Here is a 16448-nt window from a genome sequence, read left to right on the forward strand (position 1 = left end):
CCGACCGCAGAAAAGGAGACAGCATGACGTCGAGACGGATCGTCGATCGGTCCGATCGCGGCCAGCAGCCGTCACACACAGGCCTCTGGTTCCCGGCACACCCGTGGTCTGCCGAGGTGCGCCAGCATTGACCGACGACAGCCCGTCTCAGTCGTCGTCCGACTCGACGGGCCCGCTTGGTCCAGCCGGGGACTCTGGTTCGGTTTGGCTGCTCGAGCCGATGAGCACGGTTTCGTCCTGTAGCAGCACGCGGCCGTACTCCGAACCGAAGTCTTTGATCAACGCGAGCATCGAGAGGAAGCAGACGAACGCGAAGGGCGTCCCGGTGATGATCGCCGCCTGCTGGAGCGTGTTCGCGCTGCCGGTGCCGCCGAGGATCATCAGGATGGCGGCGGTCATCCCGAGGACGACGCCCCAGAAGATCCGGTTGATCGTCGACGGACGGGCCTTGCCACCGGTGGTCATCATCGAGACGGCCAGCGTCGAGGAGTCCGCCGAGGTGACGAAGAACGTCGTCACGAGGATCATAAAGGCCAGCATGAAGATCGATCCCATGGGGAACGTCTCGAACAGGATGAAGCCGGAGACCTCCGCGCCCTGCTCGCCGGCGATCACCGCGCCGAAGTCGGCGATCCCGTTGTGGTGGGCCCAGACGGAGGTGCCGCCGACGAACGTGAACCACGGGATGGTCGCCGCGGATGTCGCGACGATGCCCGTGAAGGCGACTTCGCGGACGGTGCGTCCCTTGGAGATACGGGCGATGAACAGGCCCGCGAAGGGGGACCACGAGAGCGCCCACGCCCAGTAGAAGACGGTCCAGGCGTTCATCCAGCTCGTCGCCTCGGGATTCCCCGCACCCATTGGACCGGCACCGGTAAAGAGGCTCATCGAGACGAAATCGGAGATCATCCCGCCGAAGGCCTGTGTGCCGAGCAGAATCAGGAACAGCGTCGGGCCGACGATGAACGTCGCGAACATGAGGAGGACGAACAGCACCATATTGAAGTTCGAGAGCCGGCGAATCCCCTTGTTGACTCCGAGCACCATCGAGGTGGTAAACAGCAGGGTCATCATCGTCACCACGAGGAGGATGCCGATGTTCCCCATGCTGATGCCCCACTGGTACTCGAGCCCGGTAACGAACTGGCTCCCGATGAAGCCAAGCGACGTCGCCACGCCGCCGATCGTCGCGAAGACGGCGAGGATGTCGACGACCTTCGCGAACGGCCCGTCGAGATTCTCAGCGCCGATGATCGGTGTCAGCGCCGATGATACCCGTAGCGGGACGTTATCGTAATTGTACGCGAAGTAGCCGATCGCGATTCCCATGATGGTGAACACGGCGAGCTGGGGGAGCGCCCAGTGGAACAGCGTCTGCTGGATGGCGATGGTCATCGCTTCGGCCGATCCACCTTCCACGCCGCCGAACAACGGTGAGGGACTGTCGTAGTAGAACAGCGCCTCGGTCGGGCCCCAGAAGACGACACCCGCCGCGAACCCTGCGGAGTACAGCATCGCGAAAAACGACAAGAAACTGTACTCCGGCGACTCGTCACCCAGTCTGATCGACCCCCACGGGCCAATGATCAGGAACAACAGGAAGACGACGATCAGGAACACGATCAACAACAGCGCCCAGTTGAACGCACCCAGAAGCTGATCGTTCAGCGTCGAGATTCCGCTCTCGACGGTGCTCGGACTGATGAAAAACGCCGCAATCACTCCGACGGTCAACAGCGCGCCAAACAGGAAGACCGTCGTATCGATCTCCTCGCGGAACTCGTCGACCATCCCCTTCTCAGCGCCACTCATCTCGTCTCACCCCCGAACTCGGACGACAGCGTGATGGTTGGATGCGAGTCAGCCGCCCGTCCGCCATGCTGTGTGACGCCATACCGTGGCCATCAACAGCGTACACAATAAGTGTTTCTCAGACTGCGATTTTATCTACAGATTGCGTTTACCCTGTTGCTACTCGGAGAGACAAGAACACAGTGGCTGCATATGCCCGGTCGACCGCCGTGTTCGAAACACAGCAGACGATTCGCCGCGTGCCGCCGGACTCCGCGCATCGAAACGAGTTCGTTCCGGCAGGTCGTCTCGCCAGCCGACTGTTCCACAAGCGGCGTTACTGCGATACTCGGACAGCAGTCAACGCGACGGCGATGCCGACAGCGTGCCTCGAGCCGATCGCAGGAGAAGAATCTGCATGGCGTCGAGTTGGATCGGGCCGGACTCGAGCACACGACCCCGGGTTTCGGTGACAGCGGGCGTGTCAGTTCGTCAGTTCCTCGAGCGATCGCTCGCGAGCCGCGGCGCTTTCGGCTACGCGTTCGGCAAACTCGTCGACGCTGTCTTTGATCTCTGCGCGGGTGTCCGCCGGCGAGAAGGCGTCGGACATCGTCAGCAGGCGCACGAACGCGCGCAGTTCCTCGTCGGTGAGCTGGGCGAACTCCTCGTGCTCGAGTTTGTCGACGACCTCGTCGACGTCGATCTGGCCGACCGGTTCGACGTTGAACTCGACGTTGACCATCCGGTAGTTCGAGCCGGCAAGTTGTTGTTCGGCCTTGCCGACGCCCTCAGAGAGCATGTCTTTGAACGGGGTGTGATAGCCCATCGTCCCGAGGTGGAGAAAGGCGAGCATATCGGTGATCCCCTGAGTATAGGCGTCGCGGTCCTCGTCATCGGGGTCGAAGACCGTCTCTCGGTCGCGTTCTTCCATGTACTCGAAGAGGATGCTGAAGTCGAGAATCGCGTTGCGAACCCGGCGTCGGATCCGGTTTCGTTTCTGTTTCTTCGAGTGGTCGGTGTAGTCGGTCTTCCGGCCGAGCAGGAAATCGCGGTCGGAGGGGGTCAAAATGCCGCGCGGGCGGTCCGAGTCCGCTGCCGCCTGTAACGACTCCGGCACGTCGTCCTGGCTCATACGGGATACACAGAGGGCGCGCGGATTAACGTTTCCCATCCACCGAATGCGTTGCGAACACAGACCAGTACGCTCGGCCGCGCTACGGCCGCCGTCTCGAGAGTTCGAGGGCCGTCTCGGACAGCAGTGCGACCCCGATCTCGAGACTCGATTCGTCAATATCGAACGTCGGCGTGTGATGGCTCGTCGGGTGGTCGGTCCCGATAAGGACGTATGATGCGAGACCGCCGTTGTCCTGAACGTGCTGCATGAGGTAGGTCACGTCTTCGCTGACGCCGAACTCCTCGGTCGGAATCACACGATCGACGCCATCGACCCCCCACGCGACGTTGCCGACGAGATCTCGCAACGCGGGGTGGCTGTCGACGCGTGGTGACTCGCTGATCACCCGTGGCGTGACGTCACAGTCGTGCATCTCGGCGGCGGCATAGCATACCCGCTCGAGTTCCGTACGCGTATACTCCATCAGCGCGGTCGTCTCGCCGCGGACCTCGGCCTCGATGGTGACTTCCTCGGCGATGACGTTGCTCGCGGTGCCGCCCTCGATACGGCCGACGTTGACCCGGGTCATCCCGTCAGCATGGCGAGGGATGCCGTAGGCGTTCTGGATCGCCGTCGCCGCCGCCTGCATGGCGTTTGCCCCCTCGTTGGGCGCTTTCCCCGCATGGGCGCTTGCCCCCTCGAACGTCGCAGTCAGGTGGGCCATCGCCAGCGGCTTTTCGATGCCCGCGACGACCTCGCCGGTCGGGTGATCGAGGCCGATGTGCAACGCGAGAAGATAGTCGACGTCGTCGAGATAGCCGCTCTCGGCCATCGCTTTCCCACCGCCGGAGATCTCCTCTGCGGGCTGGAAAAACACCTTCAGCGTGCCCGCAAAGTCACTCTCCATGACCGCCTCGAGCGTCCCCAGTGCCATCGCGAGATGCGCATCGTGGCCACAGGCGTGCATGTAGCCGTCGTGTTCGGACCGAAAGCCCTCCGCGGCCGGCCGGTGGTCGCGCTCGTCGGATTCGCGCATCGAGATCGCGTCGAGATCGACGCGCAACCCGATACAGGGCCCCTCTCCCTGTTCGACGACCGCAATCACGCCCGTATGACCGTCGGCAGTGCGCTCAAGCACGTCCGACCGAACCCCCGCCTCGCGGGCGCGCTCGCGCCACGGCTCGAGGTCCGACTCGGCTGGGACGGCCATGCGCTGGTCGGTCGCCAGCGTCTCGCGGCCGACGGCGATCTCGTCGACGCCGATCCGCTCGAGTTCATCAACGACTCTGGCGGTCGTCTGGAACTCACGCCAGCCTGGTTCGGGATGGCGGTGGAACTCTCGCCGGAGTTCGCGCAGTCTGTTTCGTTCCTTGTGTGTCATTAGCTCCCAGGAGATTGGGGGAAGAGCTACTTAATGGTGACCGACATGAGCAAAGCGACGGCCCGTTACCGACGGGGCTGGCGATCGACTCGAGCGCTGGTCTGGCATGGGCAAACGGCACGTATTCTCCGCGACAGCCCAGCCAGTGATCAGCCGACAACCGCGATCGTGTCGGTCTCGAACATAGCGTGTGAGCTTCAGACGGTCTGTGTCGCTTCGGCGGTCAGCTCCTCGATCACCGCGACGATGATATCGAGTGCCGTCTCGGCCAGTTCATGAGTGAGCACCAGCGGCGGCAAGAGCCGAAGCACATTGCCGTGACGGCCGGCCGTCCAGACGAGGACGCCACGCTCGAAGCAGTACTGCTGGATGGCGTCGACGAGGTCGCCGTCGGGGTGGCCGTCAGTATCGATGAACTCGGCACCGATGAACAGCCCCTTGCCGCGAACGTCGGCGAGTCGGTCGGTCTCGGCAGCCGCCTCGCGGAGCCGCCCTCGGATGTACTCGCCGAGGTCGCGAGCGTGGGCGAGCAGGTCGTGGTCCTGGATGTACTCGATCGCACGGATGCCGGCACGCATGCCGACGACGTGGCCGCGGTAGGTGCCCGCGTGGTCGCCCGAACCCCACGTATCGAGGTCTTCGTGGTACATCGTCGCCGACAGCGGGAAGCCCACACCACCGAGGGCCTTCGCAGAGGTCATCGCGTCGGGAGCGACGCCCTCCCAGTCGCTTGCCCACCACTTCCCGGTGCGGCCGAGACCGCTTTGGATCTCGTCGAAGACGAGCACCACGTCGTTGTCGTCGGCGATGTCGCGCAGCCCCTGTAAGAATCCCTCTGGTGGGGTGACGATGCCGCCTTCGCCCTGAATCGGTTCGACGATGATCCCTGCCGGATTCGCCAGCCCGCCGTAGGGGTCCTCGACGATCGCCTGGACTTCCTCGAGCGCGTGGTTGACGGCCTCATCAGGCGACTTGTCCTGTCGGAACGGATCCGGGTACGGCGCGTGGACGACGTCCGGGAGCAAAGGCGTGTATCGTTCCTTGAACGCCTTGTTCGACGTGACGCTCATCGCGCCGGTCGTCGCGCCGTGGTAGGCCCCGCGGAAGGCGATGAGGCCGTCCCCGCCGGTGTTGTACTTGGCGAGTTTGATCGACGCCTCGATGGCGTCGCTGCCGGTCGGCCCGCCGAAAACGACCTTGTTCTGCCCCTGGAGGCCGTCGGGCGCGATCTCGTCTAACTTCTCGATCAGTTCGAGCCGAGCCTCGGTCGGGAAATCGACCGTGTGGACGAACTTGTCGGCCTGCTCGTGGACGGCCTCGAGCACGTACGGGTTCGCATGGCCGACGTTCAACACGCCGATCCCCGCGAAGAGGTCGATATAGGTGTTGCCGTCGGCGTCCCGAACCGTCGCACCCTTGCCGTCCTCGAAGGCGATCGGGATGTCTTCCGGATAGGCGACCGCGCTACTGTCGATCTCCCGCTGTTTCTCGAGCAACGCCTGCGTCTGTGGACCCGGAACGGCGTCGACGGACGGGGCGTCCGCGAAGTGGAGTTCGTCGATCGGTGGTCCTGTCGTCATAGGTGTGGGAAGGTGGAACAATGATAAATATCTTGTCCACAGAATTCATATTGGTTGTATACAGTTATTGAGTACGAGACCGGCGCACCCGCATGACGTGTCGAGAGTGCGCCAGAACCGACCGACAGAAGTCCGTATGAGTGGTGCCCAGCGGGAAACGAGCGCAGACGGAACATCGACTGTCATCCAACTCGAGCCGGCGGCCTATGCGCGCTCGGCGTCGCGAAACGCCTCGAGCATCGCATCGTCGATGCCGTCGCGTGAGAAGACGGTGACGATGTCGTCGGCCCGAATTTCGGTGTCACCGTGTGGCGTCAGAACGACGTCGTCGCGTTCGATCGCGATCACGAGCGCGTCGTCGTCGAGGACCTCCTGCCCGACGGCGCGTTGGAGGGTCGTCTCGGCGATCGGTGCGCCGGGATCGACGGTTACCTCGGCGACTTCCGCATCACCCGAGAGACTGACGAAATCGGTAATCGACTCACACTGGGCGTTCTCGTCGGAGCCGTACGGGGCGTATGGCTGCCAGATTTCGTTTTGGACGAGGACTTCGTCTTCGATCTCGACGCCGAGGTCCGACAGAGCCCGGGAGATCCGGCGGAGATCCGCCGTGTCCTCGCCGATGGCCAGCACGTGGAGGTTCCGGCGGCCGGTCATCAGCTCGCGGACGTTGATCACCCCAGAAATGCTCTGCGTCCGACGAGCGATCAGTTCCCGCTCGGAAACCGGCGCATTACACATAAACAAGTTCGTCAGGCGACCGTCCGCTCGCTCGAAGTCGACGGTTGCGTGGTAGCCAGTCAGCACACCGTAGTCTTCCAGTCGTGCAATCCGGTTCCGAATCGTTCCCGGCGACACGTTCGTTTCCTCGGCGATCGTCGGTGCCGAGACGTTCCGTGCATCGTCCATCAGCGCGTTAATGATCCGCCGATCGATCTCGTCGAGCCGATGCTCCATGTCTCATGGTCTCGAACCCCCCATCATACAGTGTTCCGATCTCACTCGAGTAACCAGTCATTTATTTTATGTTTTTCACGGAACGCCAATATACATCCATGATTATGGGGATTCAACAATATAATCACGGGGTTTATCATCGGTTCCGCTACAATCCCGACTCAATGAACGCTCGACATCGGATACGTGGTCCACCACCCCGACTGGACGCGAACGCGATCCGTCTGCCACGGTCGCCAACCAAGTGGATATGTCGACGGGGTGACGCCACATGAGCGCCGACGAGGAACTCGCGAAGGACCTCGGACTCCTCTCGGCAATCACGATCGGGATCGGGACGATGATCGGCGCGGGGATCTTCGTGCTCCCGGGAACGGCCGTGGCGCGAGCGGGGCCGCTCGCTGCCGCGACCTTCGTGATTGGCGGCGTGACCGCGCTGTTTACGGCCCTGTCGGCCTCGGAATTAGGGACGGCGATGCCAAAATCGGGCGGCGCGTACTTCTACGTCAATCGTGCACTCGGCCCCCTGTTCGGCTCGATCAGCGGCTGGGCCAACTGGCTCGGGCTGGCGTTTGCCTCCGCGTTCTACATGTACGGCTTCGGCGAGTACGTCAACGATTTCGTCGGCGCGTCGGCACTCACGCTCGGCCCAGTCACGATCTCAGCGGCGCAGATGATCGGCCTCGTCGGCGCAGCGCTGTTTATTGCCATCAACTACGTCGGTGCCAAGGAGACCGGCGGACTCCAGATCGCCATCGTGGTGACGCTGCTCGGTATTCTTTCCCTGTTCACCGTTGTCGGCCTGTTCAACGCCGACCTCGAGTCGCTGCGACCGATCGCACCCGAGGGAACGCCGGGTGAGGTCCTTCCGGTGACGGCCATCGTCTTCGTCTCCTATCTCGGCTTCGTCCAGATCACGTCCGTCGCCGAAGAGATCAAAGACCCCGGTCGGAACCTCCCGCTTGCGGTCATCGGCTCGGTCCTCATCGTCACGGTCGTCTACGCGCTGTTCCTCGTCGTCTTGCTGGCAGCAGTGCCGAACGAACTGGTGGCGAACAACGAAACTGCCGTCGTTGACGCCGCCGAGTTGCTGTTCGGTCAGTACAGCGTCTTCGGCATCGGGCTGGGCTGGCTCGGTTGGGGGCTGTTGTTGCTCGGAGGCCTGCTGGCGACGGCCTCGAGCGCGAACGCGTCGATCCTCTCGTCGTCGCGGATCAATTTCGCGATGGGTCGTGAGAAGATCCTCTCGCCGTCGGTCAACGACATCCACGAACGCTTTGGCACGCCGTTCAAGTCGATCCTGATCACTGGCGGGCTCATCATCGCCTTCCTGCTGTTTGGCAACCTCAAGTTGCTGTCGACGGCTGGATCGGTGTTGCACCTGATCGTCTACGGGCTGTTGAACATCGCGCTCATCGTCATGCGAGAGGCCGAGCCAGCCGAGTACGATCCCGACTTCGAGGTGCCGCTGTATCCGCTCGTCCCGATCATCGGGGCGATTTCCTCGTTCGCGCTGATCGCGTACATCGAACCGTTCGTCATCCTGCTGTCGGCAGCGCTCGTCGTCTTCGCGGGCGTCTGGTACCTGCTCTATGCCCGCCAGCGCGTCGAAAGCGCCGGCGTGTTCGTCAACTGGGTCCTCGAGCGCTCCGAGGAGATGCCCGACGCTGCGGTGGCCGCAGCCGACTCGGTTCGGCCCGAGGCCGCCAGAGCCGCTACGGGCACGGACGGCGGTGACTTCCGCGTGATGGTGCCGCTTGCGAACCCGCGTACCGAGAGCGAACTCATCACGCTCGCCGGTGCTATCGCAAAACAACGAGAGGGGACAGTTCACGCAGTCCACATCGTGCAGGTGCCCGACCAGACGCCGCTCGAGCGCGGTGCCGAGCAAACCGAGCGGATCGACGCCGAGTCACGGCAGTTACTCGAACAGGCACGGGAAGACGCCGAGACGTTCGGCGCTGCCGTCGAGACCCACACGGTGCTCTCACACCGTTCGTTCGAGGAAATCTTCGACGCCGCGCGCACTTTCGAGGCCGACCAGGTCGTCATGGGTTGGGGACCAACATCGCATGGGCGCGCCGAGTCGCGCCTCGACGAGTTGACCCACGACCTGCCCTGTGACTTCCTGGTGCTCAAAGACCGTGGGTTCGACCCCGACCATATCCTGCTGCCGACCGCCGGCGGTCCCGATTCGGTCCTCGGCGCAGAGACCGTCCGCTTGCTGCGCAAGGAATTCGGCTCCCGTGTGACGCTGTTACACGCCGTCAACGAGGACGAGTCCCGCGAGGATGGCAAGCGGTTCCTCGAGGAGTGGGCCGCCGAAAACGGCCTGGCTGACGCCGACCTGCTCATCGACGACCGCGACGTCGAGACCGCGATCGCCGACGCGGCCACGGACGCGACGCTGCTGGTGATCGGCGCAACCGAGCGAGGGTTGCTCTCGCGGCTCGTCAGCGGCTCGCTGGTGCTCGACGTCCTCGACGACGTGGAGTGTTCGGTGTTGCTTGCCGAACGGGCCCGCAAGCGGACGCTACGCGAGCGCCTGCTGGGGCTCAAAAAAGACGAATAGGCTCTCCGTTTTCGCTGTCGCTCGCCATAGACACGAGTAGCTGTGCGAGAAACGGAGGAACAGCCTTACGCGTGGCGCCCACTCTGTTTGATATGATCCCGCCGATCGCCGACCGATTCGTCGCGGGAGAGTCTCCTGCAACAGCGCTCGAGCACGTCCGTCAACTGAACGACAACGACGTCAAGGCGATCGTCAACCTGCTGGGCGAGCACTACGAGGATCGCGACGCCGTCGCCGCCGACGCCGCCGAATACAGACAGCTCGTCGATGACATCGCTGGCTCGAGGCTTGCGGCCTGTCTCTCGGTCAAACCCTCACAACTTGGGTTGGACCTCGGTGAGGACGTCTTCCGATCGGAACTGGCGGGCATTGTCGACGCGGCGGCCGAGCGCGACGTCTTCGTCTGGCTCGACATGGAAGATCACACGACAACAGACGCAACGCTCGACGCCTTCGAGACCGTCGCCCGCGAGCACGGCGGTGGCGTCGGCGTCTGCGTCCAGGCGAACCTCCGCCGGACGCGCGCAGACGTGCGGCGGCTCGCGGACGTTCCCGGAAAGGTCCGCTTGGTCAAGGGTGCCTACGATCCGCCGGCCGATGTCGCCTACACCGACAGCGCGCGGGTCGATCAGGAGTATCGGACCCTGCTCGAGGACGCGTTCGAACGCTACGACGGCGGCATTGCGGTAGGCAGTCACGATCCGGCGATGCTCGAGCACGCGATGGCCCTCCACGACCGGTACGGTACCGACTTCGAGATCCAGATGCTCATGGGCGTGCGCGAGGACGCCCAGTACGACCTGACCGACGAGTACGAGGTCTGGCAGTATGTTCCCTACGGCGACCGCTGGCTGTCGTACTTCTATCGACGGGTCGCAGAGCGGAAAGCGAACCTCCGGTTTGCGCTGCGGGCTGTTTTGAGTGGGTAAGTGCCCACCTCGCGGACCAGTGTCGAACCGACCGCGGTCTCGTCTCTCGATCCGGGGGTCGTGGCTGCCGCGAGAACAACGGATAGTATAAAGGCCAACGGGTTCATCGTCTGAGACATATGACGACGACGCTCGGAACGGCGAGCGCGAGGCCCGGCGAGATAGCGACGGGCCGTCTCGAGGTCGGCGAAACCCGGGACGGGAGTTCGGTTGGACTACCCGTCGCAGTGGTAAACGGAGCTTCCTCGGGGAAGACGCTCTACATGCAGGCGGCAAGCGACGGCGACGAACTCAACGGCGTCGGCGTCATCCAGCGTGTCGTCCCACGACTGGATCCCGCCGAGCTTTCGGGGACGATCCTGATCGTCGGGATCGTCAACTACCACGCGTTTCAGGTCGCCGAACACCGCAACCCGATCGACGATACGAAGATGAACCGCGCCTACCCGGGCAACAAAAACGGCACCTCGAGCGAGCGGATCGCAGCCGCAACGTTCGACGCCGCCACCCGGGCGGATCTGATCCTCGACCTCCATCAGGGATCGACCAGCCAGATGCTAGACGAGGTTCGCGTCCGCTGTGGGAAACGCCACCGCCTCCACGAGCAGTGTCTCGAACTGGCGAAGGCCTTCGGCTGTGGCTACGTCCTGGATCAGAAGGGGCCGGACGGCCAACTCGCCCGGACGGGCCCCGACGAGGGTATCCCGACCGTCGACCCCGAACTCGGCGGGGCCGTCGGCTGGGACGAAGAGAGCATTCAGAAGGGCGTCGAGGGCGTCTTCAACGTCCTCCGGTACTACGGCTTCCTCGAGGGGAACCAGCCCCTCGAGCCCCAGACCCGTGCCAGCGGCTTCGAGCAGTACGGCGCGCCCGCAGGCGGGCTGGTCACGCTCGAAAAGGACCTCGGCGACCGGGTGAGCCCCGGCGAGACTATCTTTACGGTGACGACTCCATTCGGCGAGCCGAAAGCCGAGGTGACGGCCGACAGCGGCGGGATCTTCTGGCGTGCACGACGCCTCCCGCAGGTCGCGACCGGCGAGTACGTCTGCTCGGTCGGCACCGACATCGGCCAGTACTGAGATGGCCTCTGATCTGACCTGTCCCGACTGCGGGGCCGTCTACGCGGCCGGGCCGGACGAGCCGTGGCGCTGTGGCTGTGGCCACGCCTTGGAGTTTACCGAACGGCCACATCCCCAGGGCGACCCGCTGCCGTTGCACAACCTCGACACCAGCGAGGGGCTGTGGACGTTCTTCGAGTTCCTCCCGATCGAACAGCACGTCACCTTCTACGAGGGGTTTACCCCGCTGGTCGACGCGCCCGACTGGGATGCACAGTTCAAACTCGAGTACGTGTTCCCGACGGGCTCGTTCAAAGACCGCGGCGCGACAACGACGCTGTCACGGGCCGTCGAACTCGGCGTCGAGAAAGTCATCGAGGACTCCTCGGGCAATGCCGGTGCGTCGATCGCGACCTACGCGGCTCGAGCCGGCCTCGCGGCGGATATCTACGTCCCGGCCGACGTCAACCAGTCGAAACTGATGACGATCCAGCGGGCCGACGCTCGGCCAGTTCGCGTCGAGGGGACCCGCGAAGACGTCACGGCAGCCTGTCTCGAGGCCGTCGAAGGTGACGCGGGCGACACCGAGGCCGACGAGCGTGACGCCCCCGACCAGACCGGCGAGGGCTGGTATGCCAGCCACGCCTGGAATCCCGCCTTCTACGCTGGGACGATGACCTTCGCGTTCGAGGTGGCCGCCCAGCAGGGCTGGACCGTCCCCGACGCCGTCGTCCTCCCGATCGGCCACGGGACGCTCTTTCTGGGCGCATACCGGGGCTTTTCGCTGCTCAACGAGGCCGGCATCGTCGATGGGATGCCTCGCCTGCTTGGCGCACAGGCGGCCGGCTACGCGCCGATCGTCGCCGCACTCGGTGGTGAGCCGACCGACGACGACGGCACCCGGGCGACCATCGCAGATGGCATCCAGATCACCGAACCCGCACGCGGGACCGAAATCCTCGAGGCGATCGAGGCGACCGACGGCGATGCGATCGCCCTCGGCGACGATCCGATCGAGTCCACGCTGGATCGTCTCCACCGTACCGGATTCTACGTCGAGCCGACCTGTGCGGTCGCGCCGGCAGCTCTCGAACAGTACCGCGAGCGCGGCGTCCTCGACCCGGACGACGACGTCGTCGTCCCGCTGACCGGCAGCGGATTGAAAACCCTATGACCCGTCAGTGCTGACGACTTTGTAGATGGTCAGCCGACCGCCGACGTTCTGTCCCGACTGCGGAAGCCGTCTCGAGTCGATAGTAGCCGACGACCGCGAGCGCATGCGCTGTCCGCGTTGCGAGGCGATCGTCTGGCACAATCCCGTGCCGTGTGCCGGCGTCGCGGTCGTCGACCGCTCTCGGCCCGACCCGGCGGTGCTCTGTGTCGAACGCGGGATTCCGCCGGGTGTCGGCGAGTGGACGATCCCCGGCGGCCACATCGAAACCGGCGAAGAGCCGCCCGAAGCGGCCGCCCGCGAACTCGAGGAAGAGACCGGTGTTGCCGTCGATCCAAGCGATCTCGAGATCCTGGCCGCGTCGGCGATGCCACCGCGGGCGGGCAAACACGTCGTAACGGTCCACTACGTGGCCGACTGGGAAGACGCCGACGGCGAGCCGGTGGCGGGCAGCGACGCCACGGACGCCCGGTTCTGGACGCCGGCTGACTTCGACGCCTCCGACGAGACCTTTCGGCCGGTCCATTACGAGCGGTTTCGGGAGGCCGCGGCGTTGCTCGAGTGATGTCGGCGACGGTTCTTCGTTCGGCTGGCTTCGGCGACAGGCGAGGACAGAAGTCGGCGGGGAGACTGTCCTACGCTGAATCCCGCGTATTGATTTCCTCGGAAACCCGTTCGCCAGGGCGACGGAGGGTGTCGCTTTCGACTTCGTAGACGTAGCCGTGGACGGTGACCTCGTCGGGAACGAGCGGGTGGGCCTCGAGATAGTCGAGTTGGGCCTGACACGCCTCGTCGATGTCGTCAGTCATCGAGACCCACTCAGCGATCGATGCGTCGCCGAGCTCTAAACTGGGGAGTGCGGGATTGAGATCGACATCGTCAAGGCTACCACCAGCGACGGCCTCGAGTCCGTCGACGATGGCCTCGTCTGGTGCGCTCATCATCCCACAATCCGTGTGATTGACGACGATGATTTCCGTCGTATCGAAGAAGTTCGTACTCAACGCGGCGCTCCGGATGACGTCGTCGGTTACCTTGCCGCCGGCGTTTCGAAAGACGTGAGCGTCACCCAAGGAAATGCCGAGTGCGTCTTCGACGGGAATCCGTTCGTCCATACACGCGATAACGAGGAGCTGCTTGTTGGTTGGGATGTCTTTCCGGCGGCGGCGCGCCCAGTCATCTCGCTGCTCGACGTGTTCGTCGACCCGCTCGAACACTCGTCCAGCTTCTGGCTCGGATTGGTCAGTTGGTCTCGGCATATGTGGTGTGCTATACTGTGGCACAAATTATGATTGGCGTTACGGCAACCACCGCCAGCATCTATGACGGTCGAATCCGCTAGAGGTCACGGAAAGAAACACCAGAAGCATCCGACCTGTCTCCGGAGCTATCCCGACTCCTGTCCTCGAGACGAAACCCGACATTCCTTTACTCGAGCCCTGAATACGGGCGGGTATGTTCCTCTCCCTACGCGCGGAGGTCGAGGACGCCCTTGAGGGGGCGCTTTCCGCACTCGACTTCCCGACGGACGATCTGGGCCTCGAAGAACCGCCGGACGACGTTGCGAGCGTCCTCGCCTCGAGCGTGGCGTTCCGGCTGGCCGGCGAAGCCGGTGCAGCACCGCCGCAGGTCGCCGCACAGATCGCCGACGAGATCGACGCCGCCGACCTGACCTACGTCGCCGAGATCCAGACACAGGGGCCGTATCTCAACTTCCTGCCGAGTGATGCGTATCTCGCCGAGACGCTCGCGGACGCGACCGACGACTCGTATGGCCACCTGCCAGATCGCGAGGAGTCCGTCGTCGTCGAGCATACGAGCGCGAACCCGACAGGACCAGTCCACGTCGGCCGCGCACGCAACCCGATCATCGGTGACGCAGTCTGCAATCTCCTGGATTTCGCCGGCTACGACGTCGATCGTCACTACTACGTCAACGACGCCGGTCGGCAGATGGCCGTCTTTACCTGGGCCTACGAAACCTTCGACGAGGAGGACTTAGAGAGCGAGCCCGAACGCGACCGCATCGAATACGATCTCGTTCGGTACTACCGCAAGGGCAACGCCTACCTCGAGAACGCCGCCGAGAGCGAGGCCGAGCAGGCTGAAGCCGAAATCGAATCGATCATGCAGGGCCTCGAGGCTGGCGACGACGAGGCCTACGAGCGCGTCAGCGAGGTCGTCGATCAGGTACTCGGCGGGATGACGGAGTGTCTCGCGCGCCTGCCCGCTGAGTTCGACGAGTTCGTCAAGGAAACCCGGTTCATGCGCAACGGCGACACCGACGACCTCGTCGCCCGTCTGAAAGACCTCGACGAGTCCGTTTACGAGGAAGACGCCTGGCAACTCGAGCTCGACGACCACGGGATCGACAAGAACCTCGTCTTCCTGCGCTCGGACGACACCTCGCTGTATGCCACCCGCGACCTGGCCCACCACGAGTGGAAGTTCGACAACTACGACCACGCGGTGACGGTCCTCGGCGAGGACCACAAACTACAGGCGAACCAGCTCCGGACCACCCTCGAGTTGCTGGGCAACGACACCGACCAGCTCCAGCAGGTGCTGTACTCCTACGTCAACCTCCCCGAGGGGAAGATGAGTACCCGCCGCGGGACCGGCGTCGATCTCGACGACCTGCTCGACGAGGCGATCGACCGCGCCAGACAAGAAGTCGAAGACCGACTCGACGACCGTATCCGCGACGACGACTTGGACGAAGACGACATCGAGCGCATCGCCCATCAGGTCGGCATCGGCGCGGTCCGCTACGATATCGTCTCCAAGCAGCCGACGAAGGCGATCACCTTCGAGTGGGATCGCGCGCTCGATTTCGAGGCCCAGTCGGCCCCGTACGTCCAGTACGTCCACGCGCGCTGCTGTGGGATCCTCGAGGAAGCGGGGATCGACCCCGAAACCGGCATGGACGACGTCGAGACTGCCGTCGACGCCGACCTGCTCGCAACCGAAGCCGAACGAGACCTCCTCGAGACGATCGCGCGGTTCCCGGCGGTCGTCGACGAGGCGGCCGACGACTTAGAGCCCCACGGGATCGCGACCTATACGCGCGAGTTCGCCGATCGCTTCAACGGCTTCTACCGGGAGTGTCCGGTACTCGCCGACGACGTCGACCCCGACGTCCGCGAGGCGCGGCTGGCACTGGTTGCGGCCTCGAAACACGTGGTCGCGAACGCCCTGTCGATTCTGGGCGTGGCCGCACCGCGGTCGATGTAGGGCATCGGCGACCGTTACCGCTCTCGAGTTCGTACCCACGGGCGGCCCCACGGCTGCTCGATCAGTACGTTCGAAAGAACAACGTGTCAGCGCCGCTGTAATCGTCTCTATGGCGTTTCGTCGGCGGTGTCGAGCACGGTCTGGACGAACTCGTCCTCGCTCATCTCGCCGTTGATATACGCGATCGCCCACTGCACGTCGATGTAGAACGACATCACCCTCGCGCCATCCTTCTTTAACATCCAGGTGACGCTGTTGAGCTCAGCTTTGAACGCTTCGGGGTCCGTGATCGCCTTCTGGAGGCTCCGGCTGAGCGACTGGACTTCTGCAGCCAGCATCTCGGGATCGGTCGTGGTCGTTGTCGCAACGATGTCGATCTTGTCTCCGTCTTTGTTGACGTCTTTGATCGAGACCTTCCCGCTGTCGATTTTGAGTTTGTCGCGGTCAAGACCCGGGACGTCGGACGCGTCCGAATCGGCTCCGTCGTTGCCGTTGTCTTCGTCGCCGTTGTTACCGTCGCCATTGTTTCCGGCGGGCGGTTCGTCGTCGGAAGAGTCGGAGTCTGTCTCGTCACTGGAACACCCCGCAAGTACGGTCGCGAGTGCAGTGCCACTGCCGAGGAGTATCTGTCGTCGCTCCATACGCGAGGGCATCGATACCC

General features: G+C 63.9%; 13 protein-coding genes. 6 read left to right on the plus strand and 7 right to left on the minus strand.

The features are described from left to right. Nucleotides 1-147: 147 nt before the first annotated feature. The 5 genes from BSG09_RS02705 to BSG09_RS02725 form a co-directional block, all read right to left on the minus strand. Nucleotides 148-1812, minus strand: coding sequence for a BCCT family transporter (locus tag BSG09_RS02705; RefSeq protein ID WP_175542127.1), 1665 nt, complete (start codon nucleotides 1810-1812; stop codon nucleotides 148-150). Nucleotides 1813-2275: 463 nt separating this feature from the next. After that, nucleotides 2276-2923 (minus strand): hypothetical protein, encoded by a 648-nt coding sequence (locus tag BSG09_RS02710; protein WP_092929824.1) that lies wholly within the window; start codon nucleotides 2921-2923, stop codon nucleotides 2276-2278. 82 nt (nucleotides 2924-3005) lie between these two features. Then, the gene (locus BSG09_RS02715) at nucleotides 3006-4286 is read right to left on the minus strand and encodes an amidohydrolase (protein WP_092929826.1); all 1281 of its coding nucleotides are present in this window, start codon (nucleotides 4284-4286) and stop codon (nucleotides 3006-3008) included. A 197-nt stretch (nucleotides 4287-4483) separates the two neighbouring features. Next, the gene (locus BSG09_RS02720) at nucleotides 4484-5866 is read right to left on the minus strand and encodes an aspartate aminotransferase family protein (RefSeq protein WP_092929828.1); all 1383 of its coding nucleotides are present in this window, start codon (nucleotides 5864-5866) and stop codon (nucleotides 4484-4486) included. A gap of 204 nt (nucleotides 5867-6070) precedes the next feature. Further along, nucleotides 6071-6823: an Lrp/AsnC family transcriptional regulator gene (locus BSG09_RS02725; RefSeq protein ID WP_092929830.1), complete on the minus strand. Its 753-nt coding sequence runs from the start codon at nucleotides 6821-6823 to the stop codon at nucleotides 6071-6073. Between the two features lie 271 nt (nucleotides 6824-7094). Here BSG09_RS02725 and BSG09_RS02730 point away from each other — a divergent pair, with 271 nt between their 5' ends. From BSG09_RS02730 to BSG09_RS02750, 5 genes are all read left to right on the plus strand, one after another. After that, nucleotides 7095-9395 (plus strand): amino acid permease, encoded by a 2301-nt coding sequence (locus BSG09_RS02730; RefSeq protein WP_092929832.1) that lies wholly within the window; start codon nucleotides 7095-7097, stop codon nucleotides 9393-9395. A gap of 92 nt (nucleotides 9396-9487) precedes the next feature. Beyond that, a complete protein-coding gene (locus tag BSG09_RS02735; protein ID WP_092929834.1) occupies nucleotides 9488-10324 on the plus strand; it encodes a proline dehydrogenase family protein in 837 nt (278 codons plus the stop codon). A gap of 119 nt (nucleotides 10325-10443) precedes the next feature. After that, on the plus strand, nucleotides 10444-11403 hold the full coding sequence (locus BSG09_RS02740) for a succinylglutamate desuccinylase/aspartoacylase family protein (RefSeq protein WP_092929836.1): 960 nt from the start codon (nucleotides 10444-10446) through the stop codon (nucleotides 11401-11403). A 1-nt stretch (nucleotide 11404) separates the two neighbouring features. After that, nucleotides 11405-12556, plus strand: a complete 1152-nt coding sequence (locus BSG09_RS02745; protein ID WP_092929838.1) for a pyridoxal-phosphate dependent enzyme — start codon at nucleotides 11405-11407, stop codon at nucleotides 12554-12556. Nucleotides 12557-12581: 25 nt separating this feature from the next. Then, nucleotides 12582-13118, plus strand: coding sequence for an NUDIX hydrolase (locus tag BSG09_RS02750; RefSeq protein ID WP_092929840.1), 537 nt, complete (start codon nucleotides 12582-12584; stop codon nucleotides 13116-13118). A gap of 70 nt (nucleotides 13119-13188) precedes the next feature. Here the strand turns inward: BSG09_RS02750 and BSG09_RS02755 are convergent, their stop codons facing one another. Then, the gene (locus tag BSG09_RS02755; protein WP_092929842.1) at nucleotides 13189-13812 is read right to left on the minus strand and encodes a beta-class carbonic anhydrase; all 624 of its coding nucleotides are present in this window, start codon (nucleotides 13810-13812) and stop codon (nucleotides 13189-13191) included. Between the two features lie 196 nt (nucleotides 13813-14008). On the opposite strand from BSG09_RS02755, the gene argS reads away from it, so the two are divergent. Beyond that, complete coding sequence (gene argS / locus BSG09_RS02760) at nucleotides 14009-15787, plus strand: arginine--tRNA ligase (RefSeq protein ID WP_092929844.1); 1779 nt, start codon at nucleotides 14009-14011, stop codon at nucleotides 15785-15787. Nucleotides 15788-15894: 107 nt separating this feature from the next. Here the strand turns inward: argS and BSG09_RS02765 are convergent, their stop codons facing one another. Beyond that, the gene (locus BSG09_RS02765; RefSeq protein ID WP_092929846.1) at nucleotides 15895-16428 is read right to left on the minus strand and encodes a hypothetical protein; all 534 of its coding nucleotides are present in this window, start codon (nucleotides 16426-16428) and stop codon (nucleotides 15895-15897) included. Between the last annotated feature and the right edge of the window lie 20 nt (nucleotides 16429-16448).

The organism is Natrinema hispanicum (assembly GCF_900111485.1).
Classification (GTDB): Archaea; Halobacteriota; Halobacteria; order Halobacteriales; family Natrialbaceae; genus Natrinema; species Natrinema hispanicum_A.